Genomic DNA, 22059 nt, shown 5'->3' with positions numbered 1-22059 from the left:
TCTAGTCTTTAACCAAACCACCTGCTGCTTGAAAACGTGCCCTGGCTTTTTTCAGAGCTTGGGTATTTTGAATTTGTTGTTGACGAGTACCAGTTTTCACAGACTCATTATACTCTTTTTGGGCTTGCTCAAATTGAGCGCGAGCAGTTTCTAGGTCGATGGATTCTCCCATTTCAGCGCCATTGACTAAGACTTTAACCTCATTATCCTCAACGAGGGCAAAACCGCCCATCAGAGCGATATTTTTCCAGTCTTTCTCTAGACGAATACGCATTACACCTGAACTTAAAGCGGTAGTGAGGGGTGCGTGACCGGGAAGTACTCCTAATTGTCCACTAGTACTAGGTAAAACTATTTCTTGTACGTCATCATCCCAGACGATTTTATCTGGGGTAATTACTCTTAAGTTTAATGACATCGCTAATTATTTGCTCTCTAAGGGTAACTAACTCAATTATTATAGGAGTAAAGGGACTCAGCAACAGCAATTAAATATTGTGGTGATAGGAGAAATAACTTTTTAGTTGGGTTAAAGCTTTGAAGTTAGGGTTTAAGGAGATGGTAGCGGTAGGAGTCTCGATGGAGTGAAAAGGGATAACTTCTACCACACTATTAGTAATTGCGATCGCTTCGAGGGTAGTAACCCAGGAAAATGTCCACTCTCTAGAAACTATAGGTAAAGATTGTTCGCCTAACCAATGAATTAACTGTTTTTGCACGATTCCTGATAAATTCCCTGTTAGAATAGGAATATACCAACAACCCTGTTTATAACCCCAGAGATTACCTGTACTGGTTTCTAACCAATTACCCTGAGCATCGGTTAAAATAGCTTCCGATGCTTGCTTTTTGGCTAACCAAGGACCGAGATAATTACCTGTTTTATGTTCGGGGAGATAACGAGTATAGATATCACCTTGAACTACTTTACCCTGAATACCTTGTTGTTGATTTTGAGCTAGATTTTCTGGTAAATAACGAGGAATAATTAACTCTCTACCGTCGGGGAAAATAGTTATACGTAAAACGGGATAATCTTTAGCTAGTATAATCGCTCCTTGAGTTAGTTTGTCCCAATCAGGGAGAGACCAACCTAGGGTTATTAAGGAGTATTTTAGGCGATCGCAGTGAGCTTGCCAATGAGTTAAGGGGTGTTCCAGAGATTGCTCATAGACACGTAGGGTAGTAAATACAGTAGCGCCATAGAGCAAACCTGGGTCATTAATAGGAATTACACAAGTTTCTGATGGTAACAGTTTACCACAATACCAAAAGGGTAGATTCACACCATTGCTGCAAAAAAATCGATTGTCTCTGCTAATATTTGCACAAATTGGTCTATTTCGCTACGGGTATTGTAAAAAGATAAACTAGCGCGAGCGCTTCCAGATGCTTGTAGTAAGCGGTGTAGGGGTTGGGTACAATGATGACCTGAGCGAATCGCTACACCTTCGTTATCCAACAGAGTTGATAAGTCGCTACCGTGAATACCTTTGACATTAAAGGAGACTAAAGCTGCTCTCTGTTGACCAGATGGCCCATAAATATGCAGATTAGGGATAGTTTGGAGTTTTTCATAGAGATAAAGAGTCAATTCTGCTTCATACTCACCAATACGCTTCATTCCTATGTTGCTTAAGTAATCAACAGCAGCACCAAGAGCGATCGCTTCCCCAATAGCGGGTGTACCTGCTTCAAACTTATGGGGTAATTCTCCATAGGTAGAATATTCTAGAAAAACATCAGCGATCATTTCCCCTCCTCCAAGAAAGGGTTGCATTTCTTGCAGTATAGCTTCTTGACCATATAAGAAACCAATACCTGTAGGAGCACACATTTTATGACCACTAGCCACTAACCAGTCACAAGCGATCGCCCCAACATCGATAGGTAGGTGAGGTACACTTTGACAAGCGTCTATGAGTACTTTAGCACCGTAATCATGAGCTAGGCTAGTGATTTCCTCAACAGGATTGATACAACCGAGGGTATTAGAAACGTGAACGATTGCTACTAGCTTAGTTTTACTATTAATCAGATGGCGAAACCCTTCCATGTCTAAAGTTTCCTCACTAGTAAGAGGAACAAACTTTAAGAGAGCGCCTGTTTTTTGAGCGATAATTTGCCAAGGAACAACGTTACTATGGTGTTCCATCACCGAGAGAATAATCTCATCTCCTGGTTGCAGATTCTCTAATCCCCAGCTATAAGCTACCAGGTTAATTGCTTCGGTTGCATTACGAGTAAAGACTATTTCCCGAGAGGATTTAGCCTTAATAAATTGAGCGATTTTTTCTCTAGCTAATTCATAAGCTTCTGTAGCGCGGATACTGAGAGTATGAGCACCGCGGTGGACATTAGCGTTATCATGTTCATAATAATGACGCCAAGCTTCTAACACCTGTAGTGGTTTTTGAGAAGTTGCCGCATTATCGAGATAAATCAAGGGTTTACCATTAATGGTTTGGTGCAGAATGGGAAAATCACTGCGCACCGTATCTGCTAAGGTTTTGGTTTCTGTATAAGTCATCGTTGCTTAATAATTTCTGCAAGCTACACACTGAGTAAGTCTGTGTCTCAGGGAAGTAATAGATAACTGTTGTAAAATTTCCTCTGCGAAAGCTTCAAGGAGAAGATGACGCGCGTCTAATTCACTCAACCCTCTACTACGTAGGTAAAATACCTCGTCTGTTTCTAACTGACTAACCGTTGCACCGTGAGTACATTTAACATTATCTGCGGTGATTTGTAGTTCAGGTTTGGTATTTACTCTTCCTTGGGGAGATAGGAGTAAATTACGGTTAATTTGAGCGGCGTTGGTGATTTGTGCTTTTTGGGGTACGATAATTTTACCGTTAAACACTGCTTGTCCTTGGTCATCTATAATACATTTATGTGTTTGATTAACTGTACCGTGAGGATAAGCTAGAGCAACGTTACTATGAATATCTGTAACCTGTTGTTGCGCTACTAACCCCAATCCGTAGAGATTAGTAGTGGTTTGTTCTCCCTTTTGGTAGATTCCGAGGTTATGACGGGATAATTTTGCTCCTAAGCTAATTTCACAGAGAGTATAATTACTATTAGCTCCTTGAACAACGGTAGTATTACTGATTTGGATACCGTCTCCCGACTCTCTTTGGATTCTATAGTGTTTAAGATGGGCGTTTTCTCCTAGAAAAATCTGGGTAACTACGTTATTAAAGTAACTCTGATTTTGGGGAAGATCTGAACAATCTGTGGCGATCGCTCCGTAATGTTCGCACAATTCCACTTGTCCTCCCTGCTCAACTATGATCAGGTTACGGGGTTGAGTTAAGGTTGCTGTAGCTGTAGGTACAGTGATGTATAAAATCTGTATAGGTGGGGATACAACTACATTTTTACTTACCCTGATAATCCCGATATCCCCTAAACCTGCTGTATTAAGCAAACTAAAGACGTCTTTACTCTCCCCTTCTTTAAGGTACTTGACAATTTCTTCTTTTTGTGCTAAATCAGCCCCCAGAAAATTACCTACATAGACACCTTGGGGTAAACCTGAGAGATTAGAAAGAGAAGAGGAATAGACACCATTAACAAAAACGATTCTAGTCTCTTCTGTTTCAGGGAGTGCAAATTGTTCTAAAGCATCGTGAGTTAATGTAGCTTGGTTAGCTAAACTCAGAGTCAGACTGGTTAGGGGTGATAACTCAGTAAAACGCCAATCTTCATCGTTTTTATCAGGTAGAGTGAGAGTAGCTAAATCAGTAATAGCTTGTTGACTCAACTCAGGTATAGGGGAATTTGCGGGAAACTGATTAACTAACCCTTGGAGATAACTATCAGTTTTAGCTTCTAACAAAACACTCATCAAACACCCACCTCTGAGATAACTTTTTCATCGAGAAAGTCATAACCACGAGATTCTAATTCTAGGGCTAATTCTTTACCACCACTAGTAATAATTTGTCCATTGTGCATAACGTGAACAAAATCAGGCTCAATATAATCTAGTAAGCGTTGATAGTGAGTAATCAGAATAAAAGCATTATCTGGTTTAGCTAACTGATTTACCCCATTAGCGACGATTTTAAGAGCATCGATATCTAAACCCGAGTCAGTTTCATCAAGGATAGCTAATTTAGGTTCTAATAAAGCCATTTGCAGGATTTCGTTACGTTTTTTCTCACCACCAGAGAAACCCTGGTTAACGCTACGATCTAAAAAGCGAGAATCCATCTTAACTATATCTAGTTTACTTTCGATTAAATCTTCAAAATCAAAAGTATCAATCTCGTCTTTACCCTCTTGTTTGAGTTTAGCGTTATAAGCGACGCGCAAGAATTCTAAATTACTCACACCAGGTATTTCAATAGGGTATTGAAAAGCGAGAAATACCCCCATTCTGGCTCTTTGTTCTGGTTCAAATTCTAGTAAATTTTGTCCACGGTAAATAACCTCTCCCTCTGTGACTTCATAACTAGGGTGTCCTGCTAAAACTTTAGAAAAGGTACTTTTACCAGAGCCATTACGTCCCATAATAGCATGGATTTCCCCTGCTTTGACTTCGAGATTGACTCCTTTGAGGATAGGTATTCCATCGATACTAGCGGTGAGATTACGAACTGATAAGATAACGTTATTTTCTGGCATAGTTAATATTTAACCTACTGTTCCTTCTAGTTTGAGACTTAAGAGTTTATCAGCTTCTGCTGCGAATTCCATGGGAAGTTTATTGAGTACGTCTTGACAGAAACCACCAACTAACATAGAAATGGCGTCTTCTTCAGATATTCCTCGTTGAGTGAAGTAAAATAGTTGATCTTCGCCGATTTTGGAGGTTGAGGCTTCGTGTTCGACTCTTGCTGTGGGTTGATCTACTTGGATATAAGGAAAGGTGTTGGCTTGGGCGTTATCCCCAATTAACATTGAATCACATTGAGAGTAGTTTCTTGCGCCTGTAGCTTTTGGTCCTATTTTGACTAAACCACGGTAGCTGTTTTGGGATTTTCCTGCGGATATTCCTTTAGAAATGATGGTACTGCGGGTATTTTTGCCGATATGCACCATTTTTGTACCTGTATCTGCTTGTTGTTTGTTATTGGTTAAAGCGATGGAATAAAATTCCCCAACGGAGTTATCGCCAACTAGTACACAACTAGGGTATTTCCAGGTAATAGCTGAACCTGTTTCTACTTGTGTCCAGGAGATTTTAGAGTTAACACCTTTACATAAACCGCGTTTAGTAACGAAGTTGTAGATACCACCTTTACCGTTTTCGTCTCCTGCGTACCAGTTTTGCACGGTAGAGTATTTGATTTCAGCGTTATCGAGGGCGACTAATTCTACTACGGCTGCATGAAGTTGGTTACTATCGTACATAGGTGCGGTACAACCTTCGAGATAGCTAACGGATGAGCCTGACTCAGCGACAATGAGGGTACGTTCAAATTGTCCTGTTTCACCGTTATTGATACGGAAGTAAGTAGATAGTTCCATGGGACAGGTTACACCTTCGGGGATATAAACGAAAGAACCATCACTAAAAACCGCAGAGTTAAGGGCTGCGTAGTAGTTATCTGCTACTGGTACTACACTACCTAGATAACGTTTAATTAGTTCGGGGTATTCTTTAACTGCTTCAGAGATGGAGCAGAAAATTACACCTTGTTCGGCGAGTTTTTCACGGAAGGTAGTAGCGATGGAGACGCTGTCAAAGATGGCATCTACGGCGACGTTAGCTAGTCGTTTTTGTTCTGATAGAGGTATGCCTAATTTCTCAAAAGTTTCAATTAAAGCGGGGTCAACTTCGTCGAGACTATTTACTTTAACTTTGCTCTGTTTAGGAGCGCTATAGTAGATAATGTTTTGATAGTCTATAGGTGGGTATTCAACGTGAGCCCAGGTTGGTTCGCTCATTTTTAACCATTGACGATAGGCTTTGAGGCGAAATTCGAGCAAGAATTCTGGTTCATTTTTTTTAGCAGAAATTAAACGAACAACGTCTTCACTAAGTCCACGGGGGATAGTTTCGGATTCAATATCGGTGATGAATCCGTATTTATAGGGTTGGTTGACTAGATTTTTAACGGATGTAGCGCTCATAGTAATGTGTTCTTCCTAATTTGTGTTTAAGATGGCAGGGCGCGGTTCTTTTTTAGTTTAACAACAGTTATGTTGTTTTATTCTATCTTATAATAAATTAACAACATGGAAGTTGTCAAAGTAGAGTAACCAAAATGCAGATTAAAGAATCGTCCTCTTCTAAACAGGATATTTTAGATTATCTCTTACGTCAGGGTCAGGCGACTGCTAAGGAGTTAGCAAAAAATCTAGATATTAGTCCTCAAGCTATCCGACGTCATCTCAAAGACTTGGAATTAGAGGGTTTGTTGGAATATCAAAAATCTCATCTAAAAATGGGACGTCCTCAGTACATCTATCAGTTAAGTCGTCAAGGGCGCGATCGCTTTCCTAATGGTTATGGAGAGTTTGCGGTTGCTTTTTTGGATACTCTCGTAGAAACAGTAGGTCAAGAACAGGTTAATCATGTTTTGCGTAAACAATGGCAACGTAAAGCTGCTGAATATCAAAGTAGGATTGGTGAGGGAACTTTAGAGGAGAGGGTCAAAAAATTATTGGCATTACGGCAAGCTGAGGGTTATATGGCTGAATTGTATCAATTGCAAGAGAATACTTATCTGTTATCGGAGCATAATTGCGCTATTTCTGAAGTAGCTGAATCTTATCCTAGTGTCTGTGGACATGAGTTAGAAATGTTTGCGGCGATTCTTCCTGATTGTACAATAGAGAGAACTCACTGGATTAATAATGGTGAGCATCGTTGTGGTTATCGTATTGAGTTGCAATGAATAATCAAGAGCAAAGTTTTTTAACCCCAGAAGAATCAGCCGCTGTGGATATGGCGTTATTGTCTTCAGAGGAGAAGTTTTTAACTCGTTTGACGGTTTCTTCTTTGAGATTATTAAAGTTGATCGCCACTGATTTGGACGTAGCGATCGCCGATTTAACTCACACCCAAATTATCGCTTGGTTTGAAAAAGAAGCCCTGATCAAAAGAGAACAGGGTCTAGATGGTACTAAACTGAAATGGTAGCTAAAACTTATCCATTTCTTTAGCTGTACCCACAGCCCCTGGTCGATTGAGGAAGAGATTACCTGCGGATTCATTTTGATAGATACAGCTAATAGCAGGTGTTCCTTCTAAAGTACCTGTAAAGCCAAATGTGTTCATACGATTTTTACAGTTGCGCACTTGCTCTTGACTAACGAGTTTTTGTTGTTCAAGTACTGCCCAGTTATTGCGACGTAAGACACAACCTGGACTCATGGATGGTTGAGTAACGTAAACGTTAAAAGGGTTAAGAGTTAGGAAGACGCGCATATCTGTAACTACAGCACTAGCGCCAAATTGGGCGCAAATTTCAGCGTTAGGGGCGCTGCGATCGATTACTTCTCTAGAGGCGACGTTTTCGGGACTAAAAGTAGCGGTAGAGGTAAAACCAATACCTACTCCTATACCCATGAGAAAGATTACCCCAAGTAGGGCGATAGTTGTAATACTTAATTTAAAAGCAGATCCTGTGGCAGGATTACGATTGCCACTGGGACGAGGTTCAGTATATCTAGGGGGAGTTCTTCGCATAGTAATTATTATTAATAGGGCTAATTATATTCTAAAGCCCAATCCCGGTTAGGGGACTGGTATAACTAACTAGCTAACGCCTAATTCTTGTTTAGCGGTAGCTAAAGCGCTAGCAATGACTTGGTGCATATCATAGTACTTATATTGTGCTAGACGTCCACCAAAAATCACGTCTTTTTCGTCAGCTTGCAACTCTTGATATTGTTTGAGTTTGCTTTTATCCTCTTCAAAGTTTACGGGATAATAGGGCGCGTCGTTATCTACCTGAGAATATTCTCTGACGATTACGGTTTCATTGGGTTTATGGGTGGTTTTTTCGAGGTGGAGGTGTTTGGGTTCGTGGATACGTGTGTAAGGGATTTCTGTGTCTGCGTAATTCATGACTGATGTTCCCTGATAGTCTTCCACGTGAATATTGTCGATTTCAAAACGCACTGAACGCCAATTGAGACGACCAAATTTATAGTCAAAATAGCGATCGATTGGTCCGGTATAGATGATTTTTTCCCGACACTGCGATCGCCAGTAAGAGATATCGTCAAAGAAATCTACTTCTAACTCTACGGGGATTCCTTCTAGCATTCTCTCGAAGATGGGGGTATAACCTCCTATGGGGATTCCTTGATAGATATCGTTAAAGTACGAGTCATGGTAAGAGTTACGTACAGGAAGACGAGTAATGATACTAGCTGGTAATTTAGTAGGATCACAGCCCCATTGTTTCATGGTATAGCCTTTGATAAAAGCCTCATACAAGTCTTTACCAATTAAGCTAATGGCTTTTTCTTCTAAGTTTTTGGGGTTAGAGATATTACCTCGTTTACTCGCGAGAAACTCTTCTACTTCTTCGGGTTTGAGGTTAACTCCATAAAAGCTATTCACCGTACCCAAATTAATCGGCATAGAATATACTTTATCTTTATGGGTGGTTAAGACTCGATGCTGATAGCGGTTAAATTCTGTGAAACGATTAATATAATCCCACAGAGGCTTATTGTTGGTATGGAAAATATGCGTACCGTAAGCGTGGATGTTAATTTCTGTATCTTGGTAATCATAGGAGTAACAGTTACCCCCAATGTGGTTACGCTTTTCTAAAACGATGACGCTTTTGCCGTTTTCTTGGGCTTGTTGTGCAAAAACCGCACCGAAAAAGCCACTACCTACTATTACATAATCATACATAATGTGTTTTACTTATTTTTCTACTGCCATATAATCTAATGCCATTTTGACAGATTGTACATCTACTGTCATAGCTGCTTCAGCAAATTCACGGGGGTTAGCTGCTAATGCTGCTTCTGAAAAGGGATCGGGTAATTTCCCTGTGATTCCGCACCATGTTCCCCCTACACAAGCAGTTATATTTCTGATACTTCTAACGACATAGCCAGGGTGAAAGATTTCAATGACTTTGACTTTAGCGCGGTTAAACATTAATGCGCCAAAGGCTGCACCATGAATACCAACGATTACTTCAGCCTGTTTACTAATCAACCATTGTTGCTCCATGGGGATATCTTCATAGTAAACTTTAGTAAAGCCATATTCTTTGAGTAATGCTTCTACTTCTGGTTCGTTAGTAATATTTCTCGTACCTTTACGACCAATAAATACTCTTTTGTAAGTTGGATATTCTAGTTGATCGATTTTTTCTGCTAAGACTTCGTCGTATAATTCTAAAGTTGAACGATAAAATTTATCTGGTACAACACTATTTTGAAAATTCTTAAATGTGATTAGTTTTCCTTCTACTTCTTGGTTAGTAACTAAGGTAGGTATGCCCATTAATTCACACACTTTTAGGGTAAATTTTTTGGGATTTTCAGGTAAAATAACGTTAATATTAGGACAAGTTCTTCTAGCTATATGCACTGCTATAGGCATAACATTAATAATCATATGAGCAACGTTATCTGTGAAAACATAACGAGCATCAAAAAAAACTCGGTTATCTGTTATTTTTAAAGCTGGTTTAATTTGTTTGGTTATTTTTGATAATAATGCTTTTCTATTTAGCCATTTTTGAGAATCTTTGATTTGGATATGGTTAAGAGATTCGGTCGTTCCCTCTGTTATTTCGTAATTTATTTCTGCTTGAGGAACTTGATATTGTGGTCTATATATATCCAATATGCCCGCCTCAAAAGCATCAGCTAAATAAGTTGAATAACTAAATGTTTTTGATCCAGGAACTTGGAGAATTTCTTCAGGAATTATATTGCTAGTTTTGTTGATTTGTTGCATTTTGGGGTACTTGTTCTGAGAATCAAAGTTAGTATATCATTTCAGATAAACCATGGTTACTCCTGCACCTCCTTCGTTTTGGGGTGCTAACTCAAAGCGTTCCACTTGAGGATGTTGTTTTAAAAGGGAGTGGACTCCTTGACGGAGTTTACCACTTCCTTTGCCGTGAATAATCCAGAGGATTTGATAATCAGTGATAGAAGCGATCGCTTTTTCTAACTCTCTTTCTGCTTCTGCTACTCTAGCACCGCGGATATCGAGAGTATTAGCGGTTGTTCTAACGGTTATTTTACTGGGTTTGGTAGTAACTGTCACGGGTTTTGTTGGTATTTTAGCAGGGGGTTGGGCTTTTTTGCCGTCGAGAGATTCAATCTCGCTAAGGTTAATCAGCATTTTCATTAAACCAAAGCGCACGGTTAGTTGTCCTTGACTATCAGGTAAAGTCAGTACTTCTGCGGTTTGACCAAGACTAGGAATGCGGATTTTTTCTCCTAGTTGGGGTTGATAGTCTTTTTGGGGTTTAGAAGGTGTTTTTAGATAATTGCTGGCGATTTGCTCTAGATTTTCTCTAGCTTTTTGAGCGTTTTGGGCAGTTTGTCCCCGTTGTTGTAATTCTCTAATTACTTGGGCTATCTGACTTTTAGCTTGGTCAATTTCTGCTTGTATGGTTTGATTTTGGGCTATTTTCAGCTCTTTTTCTCTGATTTCGAGTTCTTTAGCTTTAGTGGAGATTTCGTGGTAAAAACGCTCTGTTTCTGTGAGTAAGTCACTAGCTGCTTTAGCTTTGGTTTCTTGGTCTTTTCTTTGGGCTTCTAAACCTGCGATTACTTGGTTAATCTCTTGAGAATAGGTTCCCACTTTGTTTTTAGCTTCAGCGACAATTTCTTGGGTTAAACCGAGACGAAGGGCGATACTTAAGGCGTTAGATCGTCCTGGAATTCCCCACAGTAAGCGATAGGTAGGACCTAGGGTTTCTTCGTCAAATTCTACTGAAGCGTTTTCAAAACGACTATCTTGGTATTTAAGGGCTTTTAATTCCCCATAGTGAGTAGTAGCGATGGTTAACCAGGTTTTGTCGGCGAAATATTGCAACAGGGCGATCGCCAAGGCGCTACCTTCGGCAGGATCTGTACCTGCTCCTACTTCGTCTAGTAACACTAAGGATGATTTCAGGTTATCTCCTGTACCAATAGCGTTAATAATGCGGATAATGCGTTTAATATGACCAGAAAAGGTGGATAAACTCTGTTCTAGGGATTGTTCATCGCCTATATCTGCTAATATTTCTTTAAACCAGGGTATTTGCACTGGATCAGCTGCGGGTATATAAAGACCTACTTTAGCCATTAATGCTGCTAAACCAATGGTTTTAAGGGTAACGGTTTTACCTCCTGTATTTGGTCCGGTAATCGCTACTACCCTGATTTCTGGTTTAATTTGTACTGTAATAGGTACAACTGCTCCTCCCTGTTCGTGTTTTTCTTGCCAAACTAAGAGAGGATGTTTTAAGTCTCGTAAGGTAATAGTATCTTCTTGATCAGATTCTAGTAGTTGGGGTGGTTTAGCTTTTAACCAATAACTATAATTAGCTCTAGCGGTGGCTAAATCTAGGGTAGTAACGACAAAAACTAGGTGTTCTAAATCAGCAGAGGCGATCGCTACTTTTGCGGTTAAAGCTTTAAGGATTATTTCTATTTCTGCTTGTTCTCTACGTACTAATTGTTTAAGTTGGTTACCTAGAGGTATAATTACTTGGGGTTCAACGTAGATGGTAACACCTGTACTAGAGCTATCGTGGACTATTCCGGGTATTTGTTCTTTATGAGTGGTTTTAACTGGTAAGACGTAGCGATCGCTTCTTTGGGTAATCAGGGTTTCCTGTAGCGCGTGAGACTGTCTTTGAATAATTCCTTGAAGGGTTTTCTGGATTTTTTGTCTAATTTCTTTGAGTTGGCTACGAATTCCCGCTAATTTAGGAGAAGCGCGATTTTCTACTTCACCATTATCAGAGATACAGTGATAGATTTCTTGTTCTAATTCTGGATAACTGCGCAGATTAGCTACTATACTTTGTAATAAGGGTATTTCTGATTGTTCATCGATGGTTTTTCTTAACCGTCTTCCACCTGCTAGGGTAGTAGCTATCTCTAATAATTCTTTCCCTTGGAGGATTCCTTGTAATTGAGCTCTTTCTAGGTAGGGTTGAATATCTTTAATACCCTCAAAAGACCAAGAAGTGTTAGTCTGTTCTTGTAACCATTGTATCTCTTGAGTCTGTTGTAGGAGTTCTTTACTGGTAGCTAGATGATCAGGAATTGTTAAGTTCAAAGCTGCTTGAGCACCTAATTTAGTAGCTGCAAAAGTAGAGAGATGTTGACACAGACGATGCCATTCTAGTAATTCTAAGGTTTCTTGTTCAATCAAGGGGCAAATTTTTAAGTTATGACTGAAATTTATTTTACAACAAGCTGAGCAGGAGCAAGAAATTACGCCAGCTCAAGCAGTATCTCTATTATATAGCGAAGAAACTGAAGCGATCGCTCAAGTTGCTAATCAATTACGGGTTTTTTACTAAATTGATCATCAATAAAGCGTGTCAATGATTATTATTCCTCAACCATTGCTCTAAATCATCTAGATTATTGAAGTCTAATAACATTTCCCCAAGGTTTTCTAGTTTTTCTAGGTTTAATTGTCTAATTTGATTAGTTAATTCTGGGGATAAATTCCCTAGTTTACGGGTTAATTGACGTAGAATTAGATTAATTCCTTCTTCAGTTTTACCTTCGGCTTTACCTTCGGCTTTACCTTCGGCTTTACCAATTTGATAACCCTCTTCTCTAACTCTAGCTTTTTCTTCCTGATACAATGGCGCTAATCTCATAATTAACTCTCTATCCTCTCTTTGATTTTGGTCTCAATTTATTTCTAAATTCTTTTGCAGTGTGTATAATATCTCTAGAATAGCTGATTTAATGGGGTAGTCATCGGCTAAGGCTAATAACTCATCTATAGCTTGTTGTTGGACTTTTCCTCTTCCTAGTAATCTTAACCACAGGGTTTCTTTAGTTACTGGTAATTGATGCACTACTATTATCCCTGTTTTAAATAATTCTGGTGAACAGTATATCCCTTCCCCCCAAGATGTGGCTAATCTTGTCCCAAATTGTGCGATAATTTGGCGTGATGCGGTAGGAGTAATTATCCACAGTCGGGGTAGTTGTAAATCTACTATGTTGGTTTTATTTCTTTTGGATTCTCTGACTAATTGTCCTCTAATTTCTAAGAGTTTGAGTAAACAATCTTCGATTTCTTTGGGGGTAACTGGGTTACGATAGGGTTCAAACAGAGAGGGTGTGTTAGCTAATTGAGCAAGAATACCTAATTCTTCGGGGATGGTGGGGGTATGGGGAATAAAATAGAGGTCAACTTCTCTAATTTCCCCTGGTATTTGTTTGGCTACCTCTACTATACCATAGGGGCTTAATAAGGTTTCGAGATAGTCTTTACTAAATTGATCATAAATGAAGCGTGTCAATGATGATTATTCCTTAAACAGTATTTAGCTAAAAAAACCAAGAAGTGTTAACCTGTTCTTGTAACCATTGGATCTCTTGAGTCTATTGTAGGAGTTCTTTACGAGTAGCTAAATTATCAGGAATTATTAAATTATGAGTTGCAGTAGCTGCAAAATTAGGGATATCTTAACACAGACCTTCGCATTCTAGTAATTCTAATGTTTCTTGTTCAATCAAGGTGCAAATTTTAAAATTATGACTGACATAAATATTATTTTACAACAAGCTCAGCAGGAGCAAGAAATTACCCGAGATCAAGCATTATCTCTATTGTATAGCGAAGAAACCGAAGCAATCGCTCAAGTCGCTAATCAATTACGTCAACAACAAGTCGGAGATATTGTAACTTATGTAGTTAATCGCAATCTAAATTTTACTAATATCTGTGAGCAACGTTGCGGTTTTTGTGCTTTTAGACGAGATTTAGGGGAATCGGGAGCTTTTTGGCTCGATAGTGAGCAAATCATCGCTAAAACCTCAGATGCTGTGGCTAGAGTGGCTACAGAAATCTGTATGCAGGGGGGATTAAACCCTCATGCTAAATTAAATGGTAGTTCTTTGTCCTATTATTTAAATCTAATCAGTCAAATCAAAAGTGCTTTTCCGAGAATTCATCTTCATGCTTTCTCTCCCCAAGAGATACAATTTATCGCTAGAGAAGATAATTTAAGTTATGAATACGTCTTATTGAGTTTACGAGATGGGGGGGTCAATTCTTTACCTGGTACAGCTGCTGAGGTTTTAAACGATGAGGTACGTAAAATTATCTGTCCAGAAAAAATTAATACTGCAACTTGGTTAGAAATCATTACTACTGCTCATCGTTTAGGTATTCCTACTACGAGTACCCTGTTATCAGGACACATAGAAACACCTTCTCAACAAATAGAACATCTAGAAAAGTTAAAAGCTTTACAGCAAATTGCTTTAGAAAGGGATTATCCTGCTAGAATCACTGAGTTTATTATTTTACCTTTTGTAGGAGAACAAGCACCATTGCCTTTACGCAAGAAAGTAGGTAGAGCCCAGCCTAGTTTACCAGATACTCTCAAGTTAACCGCGGTAGCGCGTATTTTTTTAGGTAAATGGATTCCTAATCATCAACCTAGTTGGGTAAAATTAGGTCTAGATGGTGCAACAAAAGCTCTTAATTGGGGTTGTAATGATTTAGGTGGTACTCTTATGGAAGAGCATATTACCTCGATGGCGGGTGCAATGGGTGGTACTTGTCTAGAAGTGGAAAGTTTACAAACAGCGATTAAGTCAATCGATCGTCCTTATCGACAAAGAACCACTCTTTACGAGTATTTAGAGCCAAAGTTACCAGTTTATGCTAGAAATACAAACAAAGATACAGGATGTTGATTTACTTCAACGCTTACAAAAACAAGAAGTCTTGGTGATTAATTCACGTCATAAAAATGGAGTAATTATTTATAAACGTTATCACGCTGAATTTGCAGGTCCTGGTTCGTTAATTGGTGGCTCTATTGATGCGGATTTAGTTAAAATTCTCTCAGTAGGGGAGTTGACGATTAATTTTCCTGAAACTGCCAAGGAAAGAATAGCGGCTTATTTGATGCGTCGTCAATGGAATCGCTTGATTAAACAAATTACTGATGAATCTAACCCTTTAGAAAGAGCACAATTAATTCTGAATCAGTTTGAACATTGGTTTGATAAGCAAACTATGACAAAAATTCCTGACGATGCTTTTGGTTTATTGGTGGGGGTTTTTCCTCAAACTGTGAGAAGCGTAAGATTTTTATAGTTTTACATATCTCAAAAAATTTTTAATCATCAGGAAATTGCCAACAGGCTATTCTTTCTATATTAAAGCTTCCACAGCGACAATTGTTCCCTAAATCAGAATCAACCCATTCCCAATCACAATCACGACAATGACAAAAAATATTATTTTGGTTAGCTTTGGCGATTTTATTAAGCCATTTTTGGCGTTCTTCTGGTTTAAGTTGGTCAGAAAAATTTGACATTTTGATAAAAATAAGTACTCAGGAAAATCTTAATTTTATGTCTAGTATAGAACTATCATATCAAAAATGGGGTCAAGGTACAGAACCAATCTTATTACTCCACGGTTTAGCAGATAATGCTTTTGTTTGGGAGAGTTTGGCTGAATATCTTGCCCCAAGGTTTCAAATTGTCGCTCCAGATTTACGTGGTCATGGTGATAGTCTTAAACCAGAAAATGGTTATACTTTTTTTGATTTAATAGGTGATTTACAATTATTATTGAAAAGTTTAGGTTGGTCATCAGCTCATGTTTTAGCTCATTCTTGGAGTGCTAAAATAGCGACTATTTGGGCTACTCAATCTCCTGAAAATATTCGTAGTTTAATTTTGGTTGATCCTTTTTTTATTGGAAAAATTCCTAGTTTTTTCCGTGTCAGTTTTCCTCTACTTTATCAGGTTTTACCTTTTCTCAAGACTATTGGACCATTTTCTAGTTATGAAGAAGCAGAAACAGTAGCGCGTCAATTAAAACAATATCGGGGTTGGAGTAGTTTACAACAAAAAGCCTGGAAAGCAGGAATAGAAAAAAAACCTGATGGTAGTTGGGGTAGTAAATTTACGATTAACGCACGGAATCAAATTTTTTTAGAATTAATTAAAGTTTCAGGTTTAACTGATTATATAGACATACCAACTCTATTTATTAAACCAGAAAAAGGTTTAAATCGGACTAATTGGCAATTACAACCTTATCGTCAATATCTAACTAATTTAACTATTGTTGAATTCCCTGGAAATCATTGGGCATTTCTAGTTAATCCAGATACTTTTAATGTTACTATTGCTAATTTTTTAAATGAAATCATGCAGTCTTAAAATAAAAAAACTTTTAATAACTAGCTATTAAATCAACTCCTAGACTGGAGGGATCTCTTCGAGATTTGCGTAGCGGTGCGCAACCACAATCCCCCACCTACAGCAAAGATTAAAGCAATCCAACCAGTGAGAGGTTGTAGGAGTAAAAAACCCCCTACCGCGAACATTAAACCATATAGGATGAAGATAGCGGCGATCGCTTTTTGTAAATCTTGACCTAAATCTTGTAGAGGTATAACTTGGGTTCGTTGTTGTTGACGTCGCCACCCCCTAGCATCGGGACGCACACGACGGTAAAATTCATCTAGGGTATTCTCTGATTCTGGGGGAGTTAATAACATCACCGTAAAGCAGATAGTGATAGTAACCACAGAAATAACCAATAAACGCAGACCAAAATCAGCAAACACCTCCCCAAAAGCGGGAACAAGACTGGTAATGACTCCCATGAGTAAACCCGATAACATTGCTGCTAACTCTGTAGCTGCGTTGATACGCCACCAAAACCAACGTAGAATTAAGATTAACCCAGGACCTGTACCAATAGCGATGACTAATTCAAAGACTGTATAAATATCATCAGCGTAAAAAGCGGCGATCGCCCCTATCACTGTAACAAAAATAGAACTCAAACGTCCTACCAAGACTAATTGTGGTTGAGTCGCTTCGGGATTAACAAAACGCTGATATAAGTCATTAGTCAAATAAGATGCACCCCAATTAATCGAGGTAGAGACAGTACTCATAAAAGCGGCGATCAGAGAAGCTACTACTAAACCTAGTAATATTGGGGGTAAAAACTCTAACATCAGTTTAGGATAAGCTAATTCGGGATCTTCTAAGTTTGGATAATAAACGATAGCAACTAAAGCTACGACGATCCAGGGCCAAGTACGCACTATATAGTGTAAGATGTTAAATAACCAAGCTGACTTAACTGCTTCAGTTTCATCTTTTACCGAGAGGAGACGTTGGATAAACTCTCCTCCCCCATCACTACGACGAAATGACCACCATTGTAAAAATAAATAACTTCCAAAAGTAGTTAGGGAAATTTTCGCTGTTTCTTCTAGAGGGAAAAAGGTTAAAACATTGAACTGACTAACTGCTTCTACTTGGGGTATTAACTCGTGAATTCCTCCCATATGTTGCAGGGCGATTATGGCTACGATGATTGCACCTGTTAACCCTAAAAAGAATTGAAAAAAATCTGTGGCTACTACACCCCATAAACCAGAGAAACCCGCGTATGTTAGTACGAATATACTAACTCCTACCACGCTGCAAATTTTCTGATTTTCCTCTGGATTAAATCCTAAACTTTGCCATAATTGTAAAGCATCTACAACCTTAACCATGGCTAACATAGCGTAACCAATACCGAGACAGTTAATGGGAACAGCGAATAAAAAGGCTTTTACTCCTCGTAACCAAGAAGCGAGATAACCACCATAACGAAGTTCCGTGAGTTCAGCATCGGTGATTACTTCAGAACGACGCCAAAGACGCGCAAATAAATAAATCATCAGAATATGGGCGATCCCAAAACTCCACCAAACCCAATTGCCAGCAATACCCCTTGTAGCTACAATACTGGTAATAATCAAGGGTGTATCAATAGAGAAGGTAGTAGCAGCCATACTTGTACCCGCTAACCACCAAGGTAGCGATCGCCCAGAGACAAAAAAATCTGTTAAACTTTGAGAACCCTTCGGGGATAAGTATAGTCCTAAAGCGAGAGTTCCCAAAAGATAGAGTAAAACTACTAACCAATCGACTAATTGCATGAAAATATTATTATGAATCGTTATTTAGGTTTATTTCCCTGTATTAGTTTAACCGTCATTGCTTTTCCTGTCATGACTCACGCTGAAACCTCTTTTTACTTAGCTTATCCTCCCACAGGACATACCACCACAGCCGAACAAATATTTTTTATAGGTACAGCGCCAACAGCAGCAGAAGTAACCATTAATGACCAAGTTATCACTAGAAGTGAACAGGGACATTTTGCGCCGAGTTTTCCCCTGCAAATTGGTGAAAATAGGTTTATTTTACGTTATCAAGACCAAACTATGGAAAGAGTAATTACACGTGTCCCCACACAAGTAGAAATTCCCACAGATTTAGCTTTTGGAGAAGATTCTTTAACCCCCAATACCGATATTACCCGTTTAAGAGATGAACTAGTTTGTTTTGGGGCGATCGCTCCAGACCATGCTAAAGTAAGGGTAGAAATAGGTGGACAAACCGTCTCATTATTTCCCCAAACCGAACAAAGAGAACTTGTCCCCAATCAAGCTATCTATACTCCCATCTCAGAATATAACCTTCCTGCTTCTAGGGGTTATTATCAAGGTTGTACCACTTTTACTGAAACTGGTTTTCTCGGTCATCCTATTTTTAAACTCAATTGGCGCGATCGTCAGTTAGTAGAGACAGGTAAGAGTAAAATCACTATAGTATCACCACAAGATTTAGGAGTAATCAGAATTAAAAGCGATCGCGCTGTCACTCGTACCGGTCCTGGTACTGATTATTCCCGTTTAACCCCCCTTCCCGAGGGAACTAGGGCGAGAATAACGGCAAAAGAGGGAGAATGGTTGCGTTTAGACTCTGGTTTTTGGGTAAAAGAGACAGAAACTCAACCAATTCCCCAAGCTATCCCTCCTCAATCAGCAATTAGAGTGGTTACTACTCGTAAATCACCAGATCAAACAGAGATTATTTTTCCTTTAGAGATACCGATACCTTTGACTATCCAACAAGGAGATAATACCCTAACCCTTACTCTTTACAATACTATCGCTCAAACTGATACTATTCGTTTTGATGATCATCCCTGGATACAGCGTCTAGATTGGCAACAAATTACACCCAATCAAGTACAATATCAACTACGTTTTAAAACTAACCAACAATGGGGTTATGATTATCGTTATGAACAGAATAACCTGATTCTCTCGATTAATCATCCCCCAAGAATAACTCAACAGAGTCTTTTACCCTTACAAAATATTACCATAGTTTTAGATCCTGGACACGGTGGTAAGGAATCAGGAGCAAGAGGACCGACGGGTTACCCCGAAAAAGAGATTAATCTGTTGATTTCCCAACTATTAGCCCAAAAATTGCGCCAAAAAGGAGCGACAGTCTATTTAACTAGGGAAGATGACCGAGAATTATCTTTACAGGAAAGAGTAGATTTTATCGCAGAAATTAACCCAACTATAGCTCTATCTATCCACTATAATGCTTTACCCGACGGTGGCGACGCTCTCAATACCATGGGAGTAAGTACCTTTTGGTATCATCCTCAAGCCCATTCTTTAGCTGTATTCATCCATAATCATCTGGTTAATAAATTACAGCGTCCCGATTATGGTATCTATTGGAATAATCTCGCTCTGACTCGTCCTCACCAAGTACCTACTATACTACTAGAATTGGGTTTTCTGATTAATCCTGTTGAGTTTGAATGGATTACTAATCCTGAAGCACAATATCAGTTGGTTGATACTCTCAGTGAAGCGATCGCTCTTTGGTTTACTCAATTATAATGAGCTATATTTAGATAAGATTTTAATGATTTATATTTATCTACATGGTTTTGCTTCTAGCCCCAAATCAAGTAAGGCTAAATATTTTCAACAACGCTTTGATAGCTTAGGTATCCCTTTAATAATTCTAGATCTCAATCAAGGAGATTTTAGTAATCTAACCCTAACTCGACAGTTACAGCAAGTAGAGACCATTTTAACAGAAACTCAAGAATCTGTTACTCTGATTGGTTCAAGTTTTGGAGGTTTAACAGCAACTTGGTTAGCCCAAAGTCACCCTCAGATTGAGAAGTTGATTTTACTCGCACCTGCTTTTAATTTCTTATCTCAGTTACAATCTTTATTGGGAGAGACAGAAATTAGCAAATGGCAACAACAGGGATATTATCAGTTTTATCACCATGGGGAAAAACTAGCACTTCCTTTAAGTTATGAATTTATGTTAGATTTACAAAACTATCAGGAAGTAGAACTTAATAGAGAAATACCAACCCTAATTATACATGGAATCAAAGATACGGTTATCCCTGTAGAATCTAGTCGAGTTTATCGAGATACTCATCAACAAGTAAAACTAGTGGAGTTAGATAGTGATCACTCTTTGATGGATGTTTTAGAGGAAATTTGGTCGCTCATTGTACATATTCAGTATAAAGGTTAATTAAGTTAATCATTTGCAGATTTAATCAGATTTTAAAACCTTTGTGATCGCTATGACATTTTTTAGCAAGAGTAATTTATCTTAGTAAAATTAATAATGTAGGAAAGTAAAATATTTAGGCAAATTGTAGTTTTGTTACGAAACAGTAATGATCAGAATTGAAAAATTGATATTTTTTCCGCCTTTTAAAAAGGCGGTTAAGATATTATTGAGGGATTAATTCTTCGAGAATAACAAATTGGACGTGATTAAGTGCTAATTCCCCAATAGACATATTGATTTCCTTGAGGGGAACTCCCTGAGTGGTTACTTTTTCAAAGGGTACACCTTTTGCCATTTCTGCATGATACCAAGCTATACCCATAAAAAAGCGGTTAGGATATGGTCCTCCATCAAATAAATCGTCGGGGTTAGATTCCATGGGTAACCAACCAAAACCAGGTAGGTAAAATTCCATCCAGACGTGATTATAATCAGGTATCAGAGGGATGTTTTTCTGTTCGGGATTTTGGGGACATTTATATCTACCGACGGTACGACAAGCAATCCCATTTAAACGAGATAAGGCTAATAAGATCCCTAAATATTCACCACATGAACCTACTCCGCGTTTCAGTGCTATATCTGGAGTATCAATATGGGGTTTCATTCCGTAGGAGAGGCGATCGTAAACGTAGGTACGGATGTTATAGACTTGACGTAATAAATTAGTTTCTTTATTAATCGCTTCTTGGGCTGCTCTTTGGATTATTTCTGTATTCATAGCTAAATCGTCATCATCTAACAGATAACGCTGTTGATATTCTTCCGACAGTGGGGGAAGTGATTCGCAATCTCTAGGGGTGATTTGATATTTGAGACTCCATAATTCTATAACCGCGCGCCAACCGAAAATACAGCGGGTATCTCCTGTGAGGTGCTCAAATTTAAAAACGGCTATTTTTTGTCCTTCAGAGTTAACCTCTTCGGTAAAGGGTATTCCGATCGCTTCGACTTTGATGACTTTTTGACGATTGGTATCTGTGGGTAAAGCGATACGCCATTCTAGATTCTGTAGGTTAACTTGATCTAGGGGTGAAATCTCTTCTACATAGGTCATTTCTACTCGATAACCGTTAGAAAGGGTATATTTTTTATCTTCGTAGTAATGGAAATAGAGAGGATGTATGAAGGTTTGATCCCGATACTGCATTTCATGACTGGGATCGCGATTAGGGTTATCTCGAATATAGGGTTCTCTAAAAGCGTAGGTTACATAGAGGGTTTCTTTTTCTGTACTTTCCTCCGTATAAAAACTTAACCCCGTAGGAGATTGAAAAGGGGTCAACATACTGTAAATTATTTGCCCTGTGGCACGGTCGAGACAATAAACCGTTTGTTCGAGATTGTCTGATACCCAGAGTTGCTCATCTTTAATCGTGATATTTTCTACTCCAATTCCTGGAGCATAAAAATAGGTAATTTCTTTGCCTGTTTCTCTGTCGAAAACGTGTATTTTACCGCTTTTTTGAGAAC

Annotated in this window: 20 protein-coding genes and 1 pseudogene; 7 read left to right on the top strand and 14 right to left on the bottom strand. The window is 38.7% G+C overall.

Going from position 1 to position 22059, the window contains the following annotated elements; all coding sequences use genetic code 11:
* Position 1 precedes the first annotated feature (1 nt).
* The 6 genes from EA365_01745 to sufB form a co-directional block, all read right to left on the bottom strand.
* On the bottom strand, positions 2 to 418 hold the full coding sequence (locus EA365_01745) for a F0F1 ATP synthase subunit epsilon (GenBank protein TVQ48146.1): 417 nt from the start codon (positions 416 to 418) through the stop codon (positions 2 to 4).
* 70 nt (positions 419 to 488) lie between these two features.
* Positions 489 to 1286, bottom strand: coding sequence for a 4-amino-4-deoxychorismate lyase (locus tag EA365_01740; GenBank protein TVQ48145.1), 798 nt, complete (start codon positions 1284 to 1286; stop codon positions 489 to 491).
* The gene (gene sufS, locus EA365_01735; protein TVQ48144.1) at positions 1283 to 2530 is read right to left on the bottom strand and encodes a SufS family cysteine desulfurase; all 1248 of its coding nucleotides are present in this window, start codon (positions 2528 to 2530) and stop codon (positions 1283 to 1285) included. The genes EA365_01740 and sufS overlap by 4 nt, the downstream gene beginning before the upstream one ends.
* A gap of 6 nt (positions 2531 to 2536) precedes the next feature.
* Positions 2537 to 3853: a Fe-S cluster assembly protein SufD gene (gene sufD / locus EA365_01730; protein TVQ48143.1), complete on the bottom strand. Its 1317-nt coding sequence runs from the start codon at positions 3851 to 3853 to the stop codon at positions 2537 to 2539.
* Positions 3853 to 4635: a Fe-S cluster assembly ATPase SufC gene (gene sufC / locus EA365_01725; GenBank protein TVQ48142.1), complete on the bottom strand. Its 783-nt coding sequence runs from the start codon at positions 4633 to 4635 to the stop codon at positions 3853 to 3855. Before sufC ends, sufD begins: the two co-directional genes overlap by 1 nt.
* A gap of 9 nt (positions 4636 to 4644) precedes the next feature.
* Positions 4645 to 6087 carry a Fe-S cluster assembly protein SufB gene (gene sufB, locus EA365_01720; protein ID TVQ48141.1) on the bottom strand — a complete coding sequence of 481 codons (1443 nt, stop codon included), beginning with the start codon at positions 6085 to 6087 and terminating at the stop codon, positions 4645 to 4647.
* A gap of 134 nt (positions 6088 to 6221) precedes the next feature.
* Here sufB and sufR point away from each other — a divergent pair, with 134 nt between their 5' ends.
* Both sufR and EA365_01710 read left to right on the top strand, forming a co-directional pair.
* Complete coding sequence (gene sufR / locus EA365_01715) at positions 6222 to 6854, top strand: iron-sulfur cluster biosynthesis transcriptional regulator SufR (protein ID TVQ48140.1); 633 nt, start codon at positions 6222 to 6224, stop codon at positions 6852 to 6854.
* On the top strand, positions 6851 to 7099 hold the full coding sequence (locus EA365_01710) for a hypothetical protein (GenBank protein TVQ48139.1): 249 nt from the start codon (positions 6851 to 6853) through the stop codon (positions 7097 to 7099). Before sufR ends, EA365_01710 begins: the two co-directional genes overlap by 4 nt.
* Here EA365_01710 and EA365_01705 read toward each other — a convergent pair whose 3' ends face one another.
* The 5 genes and pseudogenes from EA365_01705 to EA365_01685 all read right to left on the bottom strand — a co-directional run bounded on the left by EA365_01705 (position 7100) and on the right by EA365_01685 (position 13433).
* Positions 7100 to 7648 (bottom strand): DUF3172 domain-containing protein, encoded by a 549-nt coding sequence (locus EA365_01705; protein TVQ48138.1) that lies wholly within the window; start codon positions 7646 to 7648, stop codon positions 7100 to 7102.
* Between the two features lie 69 nt (positions 7649 to 7717).
* A complete protein-coding gene (glf, locus tag EA365_01700; GenBank protein TVQ48137.1) occupies positions 7718 to 8833 on the bottom strand; it encodes a UDP-galactopyranose mutase in 1116 nt (371 codons plus the stop codon).
* 12 nt (positions 8834 to 8845) lie between these two features.
* The gene (locus EA365_01695; GenBank protein ID TVQ48136.1) at positions 8846 to 9895 is read right to left on the bottom strand and encodes a glycosyltransferase family 61 protein; all 1050 of its coding nucleotides are present in this window, start codon (positions 9893 to 9895) and stop codon (positions 8846 to 8848) included.
* Between the two features lie 36 nt (positions 9896 to 9931).
* Complete coding sequence (locus EA365_01690) at positions 9932 to 12319, bottom strand: endonuclease MutS2 (GenBank protein TVQ48135.1); 2388 nt, start codon at positions 12317 to 12319, stop codon at positions 9932 to 9934.
* Between the two features lie 172 nt (positions 12320 to 12491).
* A pseudogene (locus tag EA365_01685) lies at positions 12492 to 13433 on the bottom strand (DUF4351 domain-containing protein).
* A gap of 235 nt (positions 13434 to 13668) precedes the next feature.
* Here EA365_01685 and cofH point away from each other — a divergent pair.
* Positions 13669 to 14838 carry a 7,8-didemethyl-8-hydroxy-5-deazariboflavin synthase subunit CofH gene (gene cofH / locus EA365_01680; protein TVQ48134.1) on the top strand — a complete coding sequence of 390 codons (1170 nt, stop codon included), beginning with the start codon at positions 13669 to 13671 and terminating at the stop codon, positions 14836 to 14838.
* Positions 14804 to 15244 (top strand): hypothetical protein, encoded by a 441-nt coding sequence (locus tag EA365_01675; GenBank protein ID TVQ48133.1) that lies wholly within the window; start codon positions 14804 to 14806, stop codon positions 15242 to 15244. The genes cofH and EA365_01675 overlap by 35 nt, the downstream gene beginning before the upstream one ends.
* A gap of 22 nt (positions 15245 to 15266) precedes the next feature.
* On the opposite strand, the gene EA365_01670 is transcribed toward EA365_01675, so the two are convergent.
* Positions 15267 to 15467: a hypothetical protein gene (locus tag EA365_01670; protein TVQ48132.1), complete on the bottom strand. Its 201-nt coding sequence runs from the start codon at positions 15465 to 15467 to the stop codon at positions 15267 to 15269.
* Between the two features lie 10 nt (positions 15468 to 15477).
* Here EA365_01670 and EA365_01665 point away from each other — a divergent pair, with 10 nt between their 5' ends.
* Positions 15478 to 16323, top strand: coding sequence for an alpha/beta hydrolase (locus EA365_01665; GenBank protein ID TVQ48221.1), 846 nt, complete (start codon positions 15478 to 15480; stop codon positions 16321 to 16323).
* Between the two features lie 32 nt (positions 16324 to 16355).
* Here the strand turns inward: EA365_01665 and EA365_01660 are convergent, their stop codons facing one another.
* Positions 16356 to 18110 carry a sodium:proline symporter gene (locus EA365_01660; GenBank protein TVQ48131.1) on the bottom strand — a complete coding sequence of 585 codons (1755 nt, stop codon included), beginning with the start codon at positions 18108 to 18110 and terminating at the stop codon, positions 16356 to 16358.
* Between the two features lie 12 nt (positions 18111 to 18122).
* Here EA365_01660 and EA365_01655 point away from each other — a divergent pair, with 12 nt between their 5' ends.
* Complete coding sequence (locus tag EA365_01655; protein ID TVQ48130.1) at positions 18123 to 19883, top strand: N-acetylmuramoyl-L-alanine amidase; 1761 nt, start codon at positions 18123 to 18125, stop codon at positions 19881 to 19883.
* A 25-nt stretch (positions 19884 to 19908) separates the two neighbouring features.
* Positions 19909 to 20544 (top strand): alpha/beta fold hydrolase, encoded by a 636-nt coding sequence (locus tag EA365_01650; protein ID TVQ48129.1) that lies wholly within the window; start codon positions 19909 to 19911, stop codon positions 20542 to 20544.
* 205 nt (positions 20545 to 20749) lie between these two features.
* Here EA365_01650 and EA365_01645 read toward each other — a convergent pair.
* Positions 20750 to 22059: transglutaminase (locus EA365_01645; protein ID TVQ48128.1), on the bottom strand; the 1310-nt coding region annotated here is incomplete at its 5' end.

Source organism: Gloeocapsa sp. DLM2.Bin57, assembly GCA_007693955.1.
Taxonomy (GTDB): domain Bacteria; phylum Cyanobacteriota; class Cyanobacteriia; order Cyanobacteriales; family Gloeocapsaceae; genus Gloeocapsa.
The sequence above is the reverse complement of the archived record's forward strand: the minus strand, read 5'-3'. Positions and strand labels throughout refer to the sequence as shown.